Source organism: Xylocopilactobacillus apis (assembly GCF_033095965.1).
Classification (GTDB): Bacteria; Bacillota; Bacilli; order Lactobacillales; family Lactobacillaceae; genus Xylocopilactobacillus; species Xylocopilactobacillus apis.
Genome location: NZ_AP026801.1, coordinates 359603 through 377788, shown reverse-complemented (window position 1 = coordinate 377788; position 18186 = coordinate 359603). Strand labels below are relative to the sequence as shown.

At 34.2% G+C, this 18186-nt stretch carries 15 protein-coding genes; all 15 read right to left on the bottom strand.

All coding sequences use genetic code 11. The annotated features are described in order from the left end of the window. Positions 1–20: 20 nt before the first annotated feature. Entirely contained in the window at positions 21–908 is an 888-nt protein-coding gene (gene ftsX, locus R8749_RS01765; RefSeq protein WP_317697411.1) for a permease-like cell division protein FtsX, read from the bottom strand. Next, positions 898–1584, bottom strand: a complete 687-nt coding sequence (gene ftsE / locus R8749_RS01760; protein ID WP_317697409.1) for a cell division ATP-binding protein FtsE — start codon at positions 1582–1584, stop codon at positions 898–900. Before ftsE ends, ftsX begins: the two co-directional genes overlap by 11 nt. Beyond that, positions 1577–2702, bottom strand: a protein-coding gene (prfB, locus tag R8749_RS01755) for a peptide chain release factor 2 (protein ID WP_317697407.1) whose coding sequence is annotated in 2 segments (ribosomal slippage) — positions 1577–2629 and positions 2631–2702 — 1125 coding nt in all. Because the reading frame shifts where the segments join, the coding sequence is not laid out codon by codon here. The genes ftsE and prfB overlap by 8 nt, the downstream gene beginning before the upstream one ends. A gap of 49 nt (positions 2703–2751) precedes the next feature. Next, positions 2752–5070 (bottom strand): preprotein translocase subunit SecA, encoded by a 2319-nt coding sequence (gene secA / locus R8749_RS01750; protein WP_425613237.1) that lies wholly within the window; start codon positions 5068–5070, stop codon positions 2752–2754. 302 nt (positions 5071–5372) lie between these two features. Further along, entirely contained in the window at positions 5373–5927 is a 555-nt protein-coding gene (hpf, locus tag R8749_RS01745) for a ribosome hibernation-promoting factor, HPF/YfiA family (RefSeq protein WP_317697403.1), read from the bottom strand. A 102-nt stretch (positions 5928–6029) separates the two neighbouring features. After that, the gene (locus tag R8749_RS01740) at positions 6030–6725 is read right to left on the bottom strand and encodes a ComF family protein (protein ID WP_317697399.1); all 696 of its coding nucleotides are present in this window, start codon (positions 6723–6725) and stop codon (positions 6030–6032) included. Beyond that, a complete protein-coding gene (locus R8749_RS01735) occupies positions 6718–8022 on the bottom strand; it encodes an ATP-dependent helicase ComFA (RefSeq protein ID WP_317697397.1) in 1305 nt (434 codons plus the stop codon). Before R8749_RS01735 ends, R8749_RS01740 begins: the two co-directional genes overlap by 8 nt. 31 nt (positions 8023–8053) lie before the next feature. Next, positions 8054–9142 (bottom strand): glycosyltransferase family 4 protein, encoded by a 1089-nt coding sequence (locus R8749_RS01730; RefSeq protein ID WP_317698483.1) that lies wholly within the window; start codon positions 9140–9142, stop codon positions 8054–8056. An 86-nt stretch (positions 9143–9228) separates the two neighbouring features. Then, on the bottom strand, positions 9229–10818 hold the full coding sequence (gene rny / locus R8749_RS01725; RefSeq protein WP_317697396.1) for a ribonuclease Y: 1590 nt from the start codon (positions 10816–10818) through the stop codon (positions 9229–9231). Between the two features lie 101 nt (positions 10819–10919). Beyond that, complete coding sequence (gene recA / locus R8749_RS01720; protein ID WP_317697395.1) at positions 10920–11990, bottom strand: recombinase RecA; 1071 nt, start codon at positions 11988–11990, stop codon at positions 10920–10922. A 73-nt stretch (positions 11991–12063) separates the two neighbouring features. Beyond that, on the bottom strand, positions 12064–13452 hold the full coding sequence (locus R8749_RS01715) for a DUF2252 domain-containing protein (protein WP_317697393.1): 1389 nt from the start codon (positions 13450–13452) through the stop codon (positions 12064–12066). Positions 13453–13854: 402 nt separating this feature from the next. Continuing rightward, positions 13855–14997 carry a M56 family metallopeptidase gene (locus tag R8749_RS01710; protein ID WP_317697391.1) on the bottom strand — a complete coding sequence of 381 codons (1143 nt, stop codon included), beginning with the start codon at positions 14995–14997 and terminating at the stop codon, positions 13855–13857. 11 nt (positions 14998–15008) lie between these two features. Next, entirely contained in the window at positions 15009–15377 is a 369-nt protein-coding gene (locus R8749_RS01705) for a BlaI/MecI/CopY family transcriptional regulator (protein ID WP_317697390.1), read from the bottom strand. A gap of 72 nt (positions 15378–15449) precedes the next feature. Further along, positions 15450–16118: an ABC transporter ATP-binding protein gene (locus R8749_RS01700; protein ID WP_317697388.1), complete on the bottom strand. Its 669-nt coding sequence runs from the start codon at positions 16116–16118 to the stop codon at positions 15450–15452. A 2-nt stretch (positions 16119–16120) separates the two neighbouring features. Further along, entirely contained in the window at positions 16121–18136 is a 2016-nt protein-coding gene (locus R8749_RS01695) for a bacteriocin-associated integral membrane family protein (RefSeq protein ID WP_317697386.1), read from the bottom strand. Positions 18137–18186 lie beyond the last annotated feature (50 nt).

Sequence of the window (18186 nt, the reverse complement as noted above, 5' to 3'; positions counted from 1 at the left end):
CAAATTGGAGAGAAATTATATTAAATTTTTAGAAATCTTCTCATTGAAACCAGCGAACCAAGGCTTCCGATGATAATAGCTAACAAAATTAGTAATAAATCAATTTGGAAAAGGAATCCCCCTGGTGCATAAAGAGTATAGCCTGAATTAGTTAATCCACTAACTGTTTGATTATAAACAACAGTATAGCCCCAATTAATTAAGATTATTGGAATAATTGAGCCTAAAATTCCAGTTTCTGCTCCTTCTAGTAGAAAAGGCCATCTGATATACCAGCTAGTTGCACCAACTAAACGCATCGCCTGAATTTCATTTTTCCTTGAAAGGATAGTTAATCTAATAACGTTTGAAATCAAGAATAAGGCAATTGCCACCAAAATTATAATTGAAATAATACTCCAAAATTGAACTCCACTCATAAACTTAAAGAGATTTTTAGCCTGATCTCCGCCGTACTGCGCACGATAAACATTATCTAAAGAACGAATCTCTTTTGCTACCTTAATAGTTTTCTTAGGGCTTTTTGTTTCAACAACAAAAACATCACTTAACGGATTTGCATCACCCGAAAACATTTTAAAATTAGAATTGTACACTTTGGTAATTTTGTCCAATTCATTGGTCTTGCTTGAAAAAGTAACTTTATTAACATCTGAAATATTTTCAATTTTCTTTCTTAAAGCCGATTCTTGAGATTTTGATGCTTTAGTATCAATTTCAACTCGAACCTTAACGTCTTTTTCAATCTGACCCGAAATATTTCCAACATTAAAAATTGCAGTAAAAAGTACCCCTACAATAAAAAGAGTAACAGTAACTGCACTAACGGCAGCAAAAGTCATCCATCCATTACGGCGGATACTTTTTAAACTATCAACTATATGACGCCAAATAGTTCTAAGCTTCATAACGATAAGCTCCTTCTTCTTGATCACTAATTAAATGCCCTTGTCTAATTGTCAAAACTCGATGGACATACTTATCAACAATTCCTTGATTATGAGTTGCCATAATTACTGTTGTATTTTGTTGATTAATTCGTTCAAGAATTTCCATGATTTCATCAGAGGTATCAGGATCAAGATTTCCTGTAGGTTCGTCAGCAATTAAAATCGATGGTTTATTCGTAATTGCACGAGCAATTGCAACTCGCTGCTGTTCACCACCTGATAATTCATTTGGATATCGTCTAATTTTGTCTTTTAAGCCGACCATTTCTAGAACTTCAATTACTCGCGTTCTAATTTCTTCTGGTCTTTTTTCAATTACTTCCATTGCATAAGCAACATTTTCATATGCCGTTAACCGCGGCAAAAGGCGAAAATCTTGAAATACAACACCAAGTTCACGACGAAGATAAGGAACTCGGCTATTTTTCATCCTCATTAAATCATATTCGTTTACTTTGATAATTCCAGAAGTTACTCGCTCTTCCCGATAAAGAGTTTTAATAAGAGTTGATTTTCCGGAGCCTGAAGCACCAACGATATAAATAAACTCACCTTGTTCGATTTTGAGATCAATTCCTTTTAAAGCGGTAATTCCATTAGGATATTCTTTTATCACATTTTTTAATTCAATCAATATCTTGTTCCTTATTTTGATTCAAGTTCCATTGCAGATAAGCATTAACAAAGCCTTCTAATTTTCCATCCATCACTGAGTTTACATCGCTTGTTTCAAAGCCGGTTCGATGGTCTTTTACTAAATTGTATGGATGAAAAACATAAGAACGAATTTGAGAGCCCCAGGCATTCTCCATTTGATTTCCTTTAATTTGGGCCATCTCTTTTTCTTTCTTCTCGCGCTCTAGTTGATAAAGTTTTGATTTTAACATTGTCATTGCAGTTTCCCGATTTTGAAATTGAGACCGCTGTTCCTGAGAAGCTGCAACCAGTCCTGTTGGCAAATGGGTGATCCTCACAGCACTAGAAGTCTTATTAATATGTTGGCCCCCAGCTCCACTTGAGCGATAAACGTCTACTTTTAGATCTTCTGGTCGGATATCAATTTCAATCGAATCATCAATTTCTGGAATTACATCAATTGATGTAAACGAAGTTTGACGCTTACCCTGAGCATTAAAAGGAGAAATTCGAACCAGCCGATGAACCCCTTTTTCTGATTTAGAAAGGCCATATGCATTATATCCTTTCAACACGAAGGTTGCACTTTTTATTCCTGCTTCTTCTCCCTCTTGATAGTCAATAAGTTCAAACTCAAAGCCACTAATAGCTGCATAACGGTTGTACATCCGGTAAAGCATTTCTCCCCAATCTTGAGATTCAGTGCCTCCTGCACCCGGATGAATTTCAAAAATAGCATTTAATTTATCATATTTACCGTTTAAAAGCTGACGCATTTCGTAGTGCTGCAGATCATTTTGCAGTTTAATTAACCCTGACTCTAATTCTTGTTGAATGTCTTGATCTGCTTCTGCACTGACAAGATCATAAGAAACTTTTAATTCATCAGCTTGTTCAGTCAATTTCTTAAAATTATTATAAGTATCTTTTAAACTATTAGTTTCATTAATTAAATCTTGTGCCTTTTTTGCATCGGACCAAAAGTCTGGCTCTGTCATTTGATCCTCATTTTGTGCAATCTGAGCTTCTAGACCTTCTAGGTCAAAGTGACCTCCTAAATTGATTTATTTTGGCATCAAAATTATCCAATTCTTTTTTTATTGTTCCTAATTCCAATTATTTCTCCTTTTAGATAGAAAAAATCGCCGAAGCGATTCTTTTTTACTTAGTTAGCAACGCTTTGTCTAATTTCTGCCTTCATAAAGAGTCTTGTAACTCCATCTTCGATGTCAGCAATCATTACTTCAAAACTATTGTAACCTTCTTCTTGATATTCAACTAATGGATTCATCTGACCATAACCACGTAAACCAATTGAATTACGTAATTGATCCATTTCATCGATATGATTAGTCCAACGATCATCTACGACGCGCAAAATGACAATCTTTTCGAATTCTAACATTTGTTCTGGATCACCAATTTGTTCAAACTTATGATCGTAGTTTTTAGTAACAAAATCCATTAAATATTTTTTAATTTCTTCAGCTGACTTGTCTTTCAGGTCATCAGTTGTAATTTCATCTTCTCCAACTAAAGTTGTCTGAGCAAAATTTACAATATTATCTAAATCCCATTTAGATTTATCATCACCTTGAGTATGAACATTGACAACTCGATTAATTGAACGTTCAGCCATTCCAAAGAATACCGGTTTTAAAGTTTCTTCTTCATCAATAACTTGTCGGCGCTGCTTATAGATAACCTCACGCTGTTCACGCATAACATCGTCATACTGAAGTGTTTGCTTACGAGCATCATAGTTTTGACCTTCAACCCGTTTTTGCGCAGCTTCGACTTGTCGAGTGAAAATTCTGCTTTCTAATACTAAATCGTTGTCATTGATCTTGAGCATTTTCAAACGTTTCTTCATTTGTTCTGATCCAAAACGTTTCATCAAATCATCTTCAAGTGAAAGATAAAATTGTGATTCTCCAGGATCTCCCTGACGTCCAGAACGGCCACGCAGCTGATTATCAATTCTGCGAGACTCATGACGCTCTGTACCTAAAACCATCAAGCCACCGAGTTCAACAACTCCTGGTCCTAATTTAATATCGGTCCCACGACCCGCCATATTTGTAGCAATTGTTACGGCTCCTCTTTGACCGGCATTCATAATGATTTCTGATTCACGAGTAATATTTTCCGGCTTAGCATTTAAAACAACATGAGGTACATGTGCTTCATTTAAAAGCTGCGATAAATATTCAGAAGTTTCAACGGCAACCGTTCCGACTAAAACCGGCTGTCCTTTTTCGTGCCGTTCAATAATATCATTAACAACAGCCGCAAACTTATTCTGTAATGTTGCATATAAAATATCATGACGGTCAACCCTAATCATTGGACGGTTAGTTGGAACCTCAATAACCCGCATGTTATAAATTTCAATAAATTCTTCTTCTTCGGTCTTTGCAGTACCAGTCATACCAGACAATTTTGAATACATTCTAAAATAATTCTGATAAGTGATCGTAGCAACAGTTTGAGATTCATCTTGAATCTCAACGCCTTCTTTTGCTTCAACTGCTTGGTGTAATCCGTCAGACCAACGACGACCGTCCATTGCACGTCCAGTAAATGGATCAACGATTAAAACTTCGCCATCTTGAACAACATAATCAATGTTTTTCAGCATGATATAGTTAGCACGTAATGCTTCTTCTAAATGGTGAGTTAACGCTGTATTTTCAATGTCATAAAGATTATCAAGACCAAAATTTTCTTCTGCTTTATGCATGCCGGCTTCAGTCAAACTAATCGTCTTTGTAGACCAATCAATTTTGTAATCTTCTTCATCTTTTAAGGTTTTAACAAAACGATCAGCTCTAATATAAAGAGCATTTGACTTTTCAGCCTGTCCCGAAATTATCAAAGGAGTTCTTGCTTCATCAATTAAAATCGAGTCAACTTCATCGACTACTGCAAAATTTAAACCGCGCTGAACCATTTGGTCATTTGAAACGACCATGTTATCACGCAAATAATCAAACCCTAATTCAGCATTCGTAGAATAAGTAATATCTTTTGCGTACGCTTCACGTTTCTCTTCTGAAGATAAACTTGCCAGGTTTAAACCAACTGATAATCCTAACCAGTTGTATAATTCACCCATTTCAGTAGCATCACGTTCTGACAAATATTCATTTACTGTAACAACATGAACGCCTTTACCAGAAATTGCATTTAAATATACAGGCATTGTAGCAGTTAAGGTTTTCCCTTCACCAGTCTTCATTTCGGCGATATTACCTTCATGTAAGGCAATCCCTCCAATAATCTGGACTTTAAACGGAAATAATCCCAAGACTCTGCGTGAACCTTCTCTTACTGCAGCAAAAGCTTCTGGGAGCAATTGATCAAGTGTTTCACCTTTTTGATAACGTCCCTTAAATTCTTCAGTTTTTGCCTTTAATTCATCATCGGATAATTTTTGATACTCATCTTCCAGAGCAATTACTTTATCGGCAATTTTTGCCATCCGATTAACTTCGCGTTTATCGCTTTCAACCCATCGACGCAAGAAATTAAAAGCACCTGGCCGTTTGTTAATATCGATCGTACCAGCTTCACGCGCTCTTTTTGTGTTTTCTTGAATCTTAGGATCTTCAATTTTATTTAATGTTGGATCTTTTTCTTTAACCATTTAACCTTCCCTAAAAAAATCAGGATTTATACAAATTACTATTATACAATTTTTAACAAAAAAAATGAACTGTTGTAACATAACGTTAAAAAAAGATCTTCTTTTCAAGAAGAAGATCTCTTCAAAATTAACCAGATCTACTCATCAGTTTCAATTAAACCATATTTATCATCGTGTCTGCGATAGACAATACTAGTACCATTAGTTTGAGCATCCTCAAAGATAAAGAAATCATGACCCAATAAGTTCATCTGAAGAATTGCTTCTTCCGCACCCATTGGCTTTAATGAAAGTCGCTTAGTCCGTACAACTGGAGTTGCTTCGTCTTCAACAGTGTCTTTTTCGCTATCAATGATAAGCTCAGACTCTTTAAAGCCTTTTGCCCGGTTCCGGCGATTAATTCGGGTTTTGTATTTTCTAATTTGACGTTCTAGTTTTTCTGAAACAAAATCAATACTCTGATATAAATCATTCGTTGTCTGTTCAGCTCGTAAAACTAGAGAATGAATCATAATTGTAACTTCAGCTTTTGCTTGTTTTTCCGGATATACTTTTAGATTGACGTTACAATTAGGATCTCCGCCTAAATCATTCGTAAAATATTTATCTAATTTATTTAATCTTTTCTCGATGTAATTTCTGATTGCCTCAGTTACTTCGATATTTTCACCGCGAATATTATAACGAAACATGTTTAATGCTCCTTTCATACCATTCTTTTTCTGGTTCACCTTTATTATAGTCGATCTATTCCAAGAAAGCTCGTAAAAAGAATTAATTAGTATTTTTTCAAACTAACGCGCAAGCGTTAAACTTTCAATTGGTGCATCAATATGCTGATCTCTAATTGCTTGACGCATGCGATAAATGGTTGCTCCTGTCGTATAGATATCATCAAATATCAATATTGAAGAAACATTTTTTAATTTTTGCGACTGAATTTCAGATAAGCTAAACGTCTGAATTGTTGCCAACCGCTCTCGTCGCGATTTTAATGATTGGTGTTCAACATTTAAAATATTATCAATTGTCACAGTCGGCTTAACTAGTTCTCCAAATAATGCTGTAACTGGATCAAATTTTCGTTTTAAAAAATGCTCTGAAGCGGTTGGAACAAAAATATACGCATCATATTTATGATGATCTAAATACTCGGCAATTATTTGTGAAAAAGCCAATCTCAAACGATAGTCGCCTCTTTTTTTAAATGAACGGAAATAATCGTGCATCTCTTGATCGTAAGCAAATAAGGATTTATTTTTTATAACGTCTTTACTATAAATACTCTGCCACTTTAAACAATCACCACAAATTTGATTATTATTCTGAAAACGTCCACATTGCGGACAGCTAGAATTTTTATTTAAACGGCAAAATTTATTTAAGCATCTTGGGCAAATAGAGGCGGGCCTTAACCGATTAAAATTAACGATAAATTTAAAATCCAAATTACGAACAAATTCTATATGACATAACAAACATTCAGTCATTCTCCGCCGCCTTTTGATTTAAATATTTTATCTGAGTTACCGCTTTTTTAAGATCTTTTGTATAATCAGAAAAATAGAAAATCACCTGATCGTCATAATGATCTTTATCACGTCCTGCCCTGCCGGCAATTTGAACCAAAGATGACCAATTAAATACCTTGCTTTCTGCTCCGATCACTAATACATTAATATGAAAAATTGTGACTCCTCTTTCTAAGATGGTCGTAGTAAACAAAACATCGTATTTACCCGTCCGAAAGTCTTGGACTTTTTCTTTTCGTTTTTCGTCACCGGCATAAACTGTTGCACATTTTGCTTTTTTAAAATTAGTATTAAAAGCTTTTTTAAGCTTATCAAGTAAGGAAATCTCGCTAACAAAAATTAAATAACGTTCTTTATTTTTCAATCCTTGAGCTAACACTCGTTTTACTTTTCTAGGCAAACGATTTGTTTTGACAAATTGCCGCCATTTTCCAAGATAAATACATTTAGGTACCGGCAGTGGATGTCCATGAAACCGCTGAGGTAAATAAGCAGTCGGAACTTTTTCGGTTAATTCATCTGGTGGAGTTGCTGATAAATAAATTCGACTGGCATTTTGTTTTACTGAATGATCTGCAGCAAAAGCCAAACTCTTATTGCCTGCATAAGGAAAAGAATCTACTTCATCAATAATAAGCACGTCAAAAGCTTGATAAAATCTAAGCAGTTGATGAGTGGTACATAAAACAAACTGGCAATAACTATAAGGTTCTTCATTAGAACCATATAGCACTGAAATGGGCAAATCCGGAAAAACTTTTTCTAAACGCGGAGCTAATTCAAGCACCACATCGATTCGAGGCGTTGCCCAACAAACTCTTAACCCCTGTTTAAAAGCTTCGTTCAAACCAGGAAACATCATTTCTGTCTTTCCAGCTCCAGTTACCGCCCAGAGTAATAGTGATTTACGTTTTAAAATTGCTTCAATTACTTCATCAGAAAGTCTCTGCTGAGCTTTTGTTAAAGTCCCATTAAAAACTAAATAATTAATATTTTTAGGAAAAAGATTGAATTCTGGTAAGTGGTATAATTTATCGCTGCTTGTTACTCGTCCTAAATTCACGCAATTGGGACAATAATAATCTCCTGTTGGTAAACAGACATCATTTTTTTGATATTGGGTGCTGCATCGTTCGCAAATAATTTCATCATTTATGATCTTCATTGCTGGACGATTTAATAATAAGTCTTTTTTAATTTCAGGCAGCTGAAAATCTAAGAGCTGCCTTCCAAATAATAATTCTTCATTGGCCATATAAAATATTACGCAAAAAAAACCGATCGACTTATTTACGATTTCGATTAAGTCGATGGGCAAACTTGCGTATCATATTTAAAAACGGGTGCCGATTTTCTCCCAGCAATCCAATTGCTTCGATGAAAAGCTCCAAACCTAACAAAACAAAAATTGTCAGGAAAATGCTAGCAGCAAATGATGAGATTGGATACATTAAAGAAATAAATGAAAAAATTAAAGAAATTCCATAAATGGCAAATACTGTTTGAGGAACGGTAAAACCCATTTGAAGTAATTGATGGTGCAAATGGTGTTTATCAGCCCTAGAGATTGGCTGTTTATTTAAAATTCTTCTCAGAATTGCATAAAATGTATCAGTGACGGGAACTCCTAAAATAATTACCGGAATTAAAAGGGTGATAAATGTTACATTCTTTAATCCCTGTAGTGAGAATATTGAGATCATAAAGCCAATAAATAATGCTCCAGTGTCTCCTAAAAAAATACGAGCCGGATGAAAATTATATGGTAAAAATCCTAGTAAAGCTGCCGCTAAAATGAAGATTGAAATAGCAATGCTTGGATTTTGAATATTTAAAAAGAAATAAGCGATGATGCCCATGGTACAAAGAGCAATAAAAGATACTCCAGTTGCTAATCCATCAAGCCCATCAATCAAATTTACCGCATTAGTAATAGCTAAAATCCAAAAAATCGTGATGGGCATACTAAAAATTCCAAATTGAATTTTACCAACTATCGGAAGAGTTAAAGAATTCATCTGGATTCCAGCTAAATAATAGATAATTAAGGCCGCAATTAGGATCCCTAACATCTTTTGACGAGGACGCAATTCTCTAATATCATCAATAATTCCGGTGATAATTATTACGCATTCTGCAATAAAAACTGAAAAAAGTGTATGGGTGGGAAAATTATAGCGCAAAAAAAGCATCATCGAAATATTAACTGCAATAAAAATTCCTAAACCCCCAATCGTGGGAATTGCTTTTTTATTTACTCTTCTTTGATTAGGCTTATCAACTGCACCTAAGGTAAAGGCTAACTTTCGAATAAATGGAGTGATACAAAGCGAAATTAACCCGGTCCCGAAAAGCATAAATATTGTTTTAAAAATAATTCTGACCTAACCTCTCCTTTTTTACTAATCATATTTTAGACAAAAAAGAGATGAAACAAAAGCCTTTCGACTTTTTTTCATCTCTAACTAGCAACTTCGACAGCTCTAAATTCACGTATAACAGAAACTTTAATATGTCCTGGATAAGATAAAGTTTTTTCAATTTTTTCTTTTATTTCACGAGCTAAAAATACCGTTTCATCATCGTTAATAACTTGTGGAGAAACAATAACTCTAATTTCTCGTCCAGCTTGAATTGCATAACTTTGTTTAACACCTGAAAATTCATCTACTAAATCTTCTAATTTTTCAAGCCGATGAATATAATTTTCCAAAGATTCTGAGCGAGCTCCTGGACGTGCTGCAGAAACTGCATCCGCAGCAGTTACCAAAACAGCGATAACTGATGTCGGTTCCTCATCTCCATGATGACTAGCAATCGTATTAATCACCTGTTTAGGCTCATGATATCTCTTAGTTAACTCAACCCCAATTTCAACATGCGAACCTTCGGTCTCATGGTCAATTGATTTACCAATATCATGCAATAAACCTGCACGGCGAGCCATCATTTCATCTTCGCCCAATTCTGCAGCCATTGTTCCTGCAAGCAAAGCAACCTGAATTGAATGATTTAAAACATTTTGGCCGTAACTGGTCCGATATTGAAGCCGCCCAATCAATTTAATTAATTCTGGATGAATATCGTGGAGCCCTAAATCGTAAACCGTCTGATCACCTAATTCTCGTAAATGATCATCAAATTCTTTTTGAGCTTTTTCAACTAATTCTTCAATTTTTCCTGGATGAATTCTTCCATCAGCAATCAATTTTTCTAATGCAATCCGTCCTATTTCTCTTCTGACAGGATCAAAACTGCTTAGCACAACTGCTTCTGGTGTTTCGTCAACAATTAAGTCAACTCCAGTTAACGCCTCAAAACTTCTAATATTACGTCCTTCTCGGCCAATAATTCTGCCCTTCATATCTTCATTTGGCAAATTAACAACCGTGACCGTAACATCAGAGACAATATCAGCAGCACTTCTTTCAATTGCTTGAACTACAATGTCTTTCGCAATTCGATTTGCTTCAATCCGGCTTCTTGATTCGCTTTCACGAACCATTTGAGCGCGTTCGCGCACCAACTTCTTTTTTAGTTTAGTAAGAATAATTGCCTTAGCTTCATCTTCTGTCAATTGAGCAATTTCATTGAGTTTACCCTGCTGAACTTCAACTAATTTCTTTGCTTCATTTTGCAAATTAGAAACTTCTTGACGTTGATTAGCAATAAGATCTTCTTGTCGATCTATTTGACTCTCTTTCTTATCAAGAAGTGTTTCACGTCGATCTAATTTCTCTTCACGATTATTTAAACGATTTTCTTGTTCAATAACGGTTACTCGACGAGAACGAAGCTCTTCTTCAATTTTAGAACGATATTTACTATTCTCTTCTTTGCTGTTTAAGAGAAGCTCTTTCTTTAAATTTTCTGCTTCTTTTTTAGCGTTTTCAATGATTCCTTCGGCGCTATTTCGTGCATCATCAAGATTGCGATTAAAAATATATTTATGAATCAAAAATCCAATGACGACACCGATAAAAGCAGAAAGCAACATAGTTAATGTTATGGTGAGAACTGGCGGCAAATCACTATGCGGTGGTATTTGCATAACCAATCTCTCCTTTTGTTATAAAAATAATTGGCTCATTAGAGCCAATTAAATAGTAAGGAGAAAACATCACAGTGTCAAGGTTAGAGCTTAATAAAAATTTAAATTAATTCTTTTTGTTCCGGCTCTGCATCCTTAGAATCTTTTTTCTCTTTTTTCGTTTCATTTTCATCAATTGTTGAATCTGGGAAATAAATTTCACGCAATTTTTTATTTAAGGCCTGTCGCTTATCATCATGATCCTTAAAATACATCTTTGCATTTTCTTTCCCTTGTCCAATTCTTTCACCATCATATGAATACCATGAGCCGCTTTTTTCAACTAAGTTCTCATCAACACCCATATCGATTAATTCACCAATCTGAGAAATTCCCTCGCCATACATCATATCAACTTCTGCAACTTTAAACGGAGGAGCTACCTTGTTTTTAACAACTTTAATTTTGGTTCGGTTTCCAACAACTTCCGTTCCATTTTTGATTTGTTCAGCTCTCCTCACTTCTAAGCGAATAGTTGAATAAAACTTTAAGGCTCGTCCGCCAGGAGTAGTTTCTGGATTACCAAATAAAATTCCAACTTTTTCACGAATTTGATTAATAAATATTGCAGTTGTATTTGTTTTACTTAAAGACCCTGAAAGTTTACGTAATGCCTGCGACATCAAACGTGCCTGCAGACCCACATGAGAATCTCCGATCTCGCCTTCAATTTCTGCTCGCGGTACAAGAGCTGCTACTGAGTCTACAACAACTAAATCAATCGCACCACTGGTAATTAACGCATCAGCAATTTCTAACCCTTGTTCACCTGTATCCGGCTGAGACAAAAGTAAATCGTCAGTATTAACCCCCAATTTTTCTGCATAATAAGGGTCTAAAGCATTTTCAGCATCAATATATGCGGCAACTCCGCCTGCCTTTTGAATCTCAGCAACTGCCTGTAGCGCAATCGTAGTTTTCCCGGAACTTTCAGCTCCATAAATTTCTACCACTCGACCTCTAGGAAATCCGCCGACTCCTAAAGCTACGTCTAGTGCTAACGATCCACTTGAGACAGTATCAATTTCTTGATTGGTACTATCGCCCATTCTCATGACCGAACCTTTACCGAAATTTTTTTCAATTTTCTTTAAAGCTGAATCAAGAGCTGCTTGTTTCTTATCTTTTTCCATTTTTTTCTCCATTTATTAGGCTTGAATTTAGAACGTTTGTTCTATTATATGCCTACATAGAAAATTACGCAAATTATTTTTTATTAGTTTTAACTTTTTCTAAATTTTCAGCAAAATTTTCTGTCGACTGCATAAATTGAGTGTAATCAATTTGAACTTGAGATGCATATGCCCGCGCCCAATTAACCATCTGCTCATCAAATTCTTTTTCATCGTCCGAATAACCGTAAATACAGGCTGCTAATGGGCTTTGAGCATGAGCGGCTGCTAAAAGATAACCGCAAATTTCCGCATATAATTCAAATTGTCGCAAATTTAGCTTCGAAAGATCGATTGACTCTTTCATATCACGAAATTGGCGAACATAAAAGCTTTGTCCTTCAATGTCAAAAAATCCTAAAAATGGATCAAACGCTCCCTGCATAATTTTTTGAGAAGCCGTAATTCTTTGACCTTCAGAAATATCTTTTCCTGATTTGAAATGCAAAATTTCACGATCAGATTCTCCAATTGTCTGTAAAGCCTCTTTAATTTGAAGAATTAAATGAGTTCCGTCACTATGTTCCAACAAAACTAAATAACACAGTGTTCCATAGCTGCCGATCCCAACACTATGCCGCACAATATCTATGATTCGATACTCTGACAAGAAGACAGCTACATCTGTTCTCACTGACAGTAAATACTGTTCCATTCCACTGACAATTTTGTCATACGAAATTTTATCGATATGCACTCGACGCGGTGGATTTTCATTAAATTTCAAACGCCCCTGATCATCAGTTTTCGTATATTTATCAATTACTTGGTCAGCTGTTCGATTGCGAGCTTTTGCAACAATTGACTGAAATAATTCAACATCTTTTTCTTTAATTTTCAAATGATTAAAAGCCGTTTGAAAGTCTGTTTGACGGTAAAATCGTTTGAGCGCCGAACTTTCGAACATCTCTTTTAGTCCATTTCGGTATGATTTGCAAGCATTTTGAACGACTGAATCTAATTTACTTCGTTTGAAATCATTGCAAAATCCGGCTAGAAAAATGCTAACCAGAAGCCGGCGTACATCCCATTCCCAATTTTTGTATCCAGCTTCATCAAAATCATTGAGATCAAAAAGAAGATTTCGTTCAGGAGATGCGTAAAATCCAAAATTACCAAGATGGGCATCGCCACAAATAATTACCTTAATGTTAGTATCAGTTTGTTCTAGGAGATCCATTGACATTAGTTTAGCTGATCCTCTAAAATAAGCAAAAGCTGATGCTCTCATTCTTTGGATTCGCTGAGGAACTAATTCTGGCACCATAAATTGACGTGCATTTTCATCAATTTTCACCGCATCTCGCTGAACGCTATAAAATTTACCAATATCGGCGAAACTAATCTCTTGACGGATTTTATTACCCGCTTCAATCAATTCTTTTTGTGATGCACAAGTCGAAAGTTCTACAATTTTTGTCATAGCTTAATAATACAACATTTAAAGAATAAATTAAAAAGCTCCCAACCCTTGATTTAATTTGAAACTTCACAGAATAGGACACTTTTCTCTAACAAATGATCAAGTTCTATTCAAACTATCTTCACACACCTCAGATAAGATATTAATTGTAGGAAAGATAAATCCTACTTAAAAATGAATTTTTCATATTTTCCCCTAACATAAATAAAAATTCGTAATTTCTCCCCGAAAAAAGCAGAACAATCGTCGTTTTGCTTTTTTGCTTGCAAAAAAACCTAACCCCGAAATTCAGGATTAGATTTTTTATTTTATGATAAAACTATAACCTGGCTAATACTTTAGTTCTATTTACCAATTCAACAATAACTTGTCATATATTGCTTTATATCAGTACACCTTTTATCATTTCTTTTTAAAATTTTCAACTGATTTTTCTGATTTTATAATTGATAAGTTTTTAACCTGAGATGAATTTTTTGAAATATCTTTTATTTTTCCTATCTTTTGACCATCTTTGATTAAATAATACTGACCTTTATTTTTTAGAATATATAATTCAGATCTATCACTAAAAATAGCCCTGCAGTTTATCTGTTGAAAATCAACAAATGTTGGTTCAATAATAATCGAGGTCACTATCAAAGGCAAGGCAATTACAAATAGCTTTATCCACAAAGATGTGACTTTAATTTTATAATCTTGTTGCAAAAATTTGATTCTATGATTTAAATTACTATCAGGAACAATCACAAAATTAGAACTAAACAAATTATTTTTATTCATTGTTCTATCTTTAATGAATTCAGCAATGCCAATTAAACACTTAACATAGTCCAAGTAGTATTGTCGAGATTTATTATTCACAATTTGGTAATCAACTCGCAAATCCAAAATTAAATTTACCTGTCGTCTAAATAGATAAATTAAAGGAAACCACCAATAGAAACAAACTAAAAGCTCAACTATAAATTTCTTCAAATTATCAAGATTATTAATATGTAGTAGCTCATGTTGAACAATAAACTTTTGTTCAGTATAAGAATATTTCTTAGTGGGCAAAATAATGGATGACTGAAAAATTCCATTCATACAAGGAGAAATTTTTAATGGTGTTACATATACTTTCACATTGTCTGGAATCCATTTTTGTATTTTAGCCGCCAGAAAATCTGGTCGTGCTTCAATTAACGTTGCTTTAAATATTCGTTTAACTCGATAGTTATCGTAAAACAAACGAGTTGCCATTAACACAGACCCGATCAACCAAATCACTATAAGTATTTTTTTTACTGAAAACAAAGAAAACGATATCCCGCGTCCAAAGCTATAAATCTTTGGCACTTCTATACTTGAAGTATATGTTTGAGTAGTTGGAAATCCAAATGGCACCATTAAACGAAGTGCAATGATCCAGCTTAAAGATGACAAAACTGAAATCCGAAATCTCTTACCCATAAATTTATTACTTAATAATGCAGCCAAAATAACAATCATTATTGATGCCCAAAAGACTGACATTATCAGTGTTGAAGTTGAAAAATACATAATACCTACACTTATTTAGATTGATCTTTTTCGATAAGTTTATCTTTAAATATTTGATATAATTCTTTCAGATCTTCTTCATTTTCATCATTAGTAATAAAATTATTCACTACTTTTTTTAAAGCACTCTTAGGAATAATATTAGAAAAATAATCCTCTTCTGAAATCAAAGGTTCATACTCTCTGGTAATTGACGGTCCACTATAAGCAATACCACTTGTCTTGATAAAACCCTTCTTAAGAAGTCTCCGCAAAACAGACTGCACCACTGTTTGTTTAAGGCTAGTATCAACATCAACAATTCCTTTCGATGATAATGGTTTATCTGATTCCCACAGAACAATCATTACCTCTTCTTCGCCATTTGTAAGTTTTTTCAAGATAATCACGCCTTTCAGGATTGTTATATTTGATTATATCCTAATTATTTAAATATGTGATTGTTAAATTAATTAATACTTTAATAGCATTGTCCCATCCTTATCTTTTGTCAATTTTGAAATATCAATCACTTCATCGGCCTGATTCCAGATTGAACTATTATGAGTTGCGATAATTATTGTTCGACGATCATTCTTCAATGATAATAACAGCTGCATAACCTCCTCACCGTTTAACGGGTCAAGAGCAGCAGTCGGTTCATCAGCCATTATCAGCGGCGGATCCTTTAAAATCACTTTAGCTAAGGCCACTCGTTGTGCTTCCCCGCCTGAAAGCTCATAAATTTTTTGATTTAAATCAAGATATTCAAGGTTTACTTTCGCTAAAGCCTCCTTTTTTTTCGCTGTTTTTTCACTTGAATTTAATTTCTTGCCGACAAGGCCGAGATCTAAATTATCAGAAATAGTCATTGAATCTAGTAACCCAAAATTTTGGAATAAATAGCCTAAATCGTCACGAAAGAACTCCTGACTTTTAATTTTGAAAATACTTTTTCCTTCGTAGAGTACGTCTCCACCATCAACCTTCTCCAAATGGCCCAAAATATTTAGCAAAGTAGTTTTGCCACTGCCGCTTGGACCAATCAATGCATAGGCTTTACCTGCCTCAAAGGTCAAATTTAAATTTTCAAAAATAGAACGCTGATCGAATTTTTTTGTCAAATTTTTTGTTTTTAACATCTTTATTTTCCTTTCATTACTGTTACAGCAACCCGTTCTTCATGTTTAAGCTGGCGATACATCAACAAAGCTCCCACTGTCAAGAACAACAATGTGGTCAAAAAACTGATCGTAAGATTTTTCGTCAAAAAGAAACTGACAATTGTTGCTGCTAAAAGAACTAATAATTGTGCCAACAAATAATTAAAGTGAATTTCCGCAAAGTTCATGCCCGCAAGACGTTTAATAAAAATTTCTTTTCTAAATTCTTCAAAGTACAAAAGGTTCATCAAGGTAAACATAAAAATTGACGTAATAATACTCATTATTGCGCCGATTAACAGCGAAATAATTTGAGTTTTGATTCCGTTTATTTTGTTTAAATAATACATACGACCATTTACAACGTAGGAAAACCATTGATAGACATGATGTTTCTTGAGTAATTTAATGCTTGAATCATATCCTTTAAACAGAACATGTTCACTCAGTGATGCTGACCAATACATATTTGAACCTTCTGTATCTCTAGTCGATTTTGGCGTCCAAACAACAATAATCGGGTCTTTCACAAATTGATCATCAAGATCTGCAACTTCGCTCCCATTATAAAGAAAGCGATTTTTATTATTATCCAGATATCCGGTAACGGCCTTGAAAGGAATATTTTTGTACTTCGATTCTGTCCACATTCCACTAAGTTCTTTGGTATAAATTTTAGTGAGCTTTTTCTTTTGAGCTTTCAATTTACGTGGAAATAAAAGACCAAATTCTCCGGGTTTTAAATTTTGTAATCGTTTCTTTAAGTTAGAACTAATTTCAACATTTTGTTTAACTAAATAATTTGGTGTGACGTTAATTGTATTACCCAAAGGTAAATAATCATTTTTGTGAACCCCATCTACTACGGACTCAACTTCATACCTACTTAGATTGTTTTCGGCCAACAAGGCATCCTCATTTTCTACCGCATCATTTAACATCTGGTACTGAATTTTTTCTCTTTTGCGTTCTTCTTTCTCACTTGTGGCAGCCGCACTCATCCCAAAAGATGGGACAAAACGATCACTTGCTTCTTTCCATTTAACCTCGGCTTGCTTCATTTTTTGATAGGATTTGTCATAAGATGTGAATTGTTTAACTGCAAAACCGACCGTAACAATTGCCGCAAATTGTGCAACAAGCATAAATGCAATAATTCTTTTTAATGGTAATTTTCCTTTCACTAATGAGATTAAAGTACTTTTTTGTAAACTAAACAAATACAGTAAACTTAGAATGAAGGAAATCAAAATCAACGCCACTGTATAGACAATAATTCCAAGTGACAAAAATAAAATTAACAAAAGGTGAAAAGCTTGATTCAAATGTAAGATTATCAAACCAACAACCCAGGTTACTAAATTGACACTAATAATCGAAATTAGATCTGATTTCACTGGTTGTAGAGTAACTGCTGCTAATGATTCACCCGAAATCATTTTAATATCTGCAAAGCGCAAACCTTTGATCCGATAGATCAACGACAACCCAGCAAACGTTATCAAAAAAACAAATAAACACAGACGAGCGGTTTTATTTATGATTTGGGAGAAATTATCAATGAAAGAAATTTTATATCCGACCATTGATTTATAACCAAGACTTGATAGCTTATTAACCAACAAATTTGGTTCAATTTTTCCTTTAACAATTAGATAAGTTCCAGCAAGCGAACTGTAATTAATGCTTTTTTGTGACGCTTTCTTTAAATCTTTGGAAATATTACCCTTTCCATAAATTGCATATTTAAATTTAATTTTTCCTGACCGATTAGGTTCAATTATTCTATGCGCCAGAACAATATCATGATTTTCTGCAAACCGATTTAGTTCTTCTTCAAACTTTTCACGATGAACGCTGACTTTGTTAGGATCCACTCCCATCACATTAACGTCAGGATAGCCCTGAAATATTGTGACGTCTTTATCTTGAATTAAAGAAAATGACAGAAAAAGCATTACAACCGTTGAAGAAAAGATTAAAAATATTTTTTTCATAAGGACTCCTACTAAAAAGAAAAAATTAAAACGAGAAAATCATCGCTCAT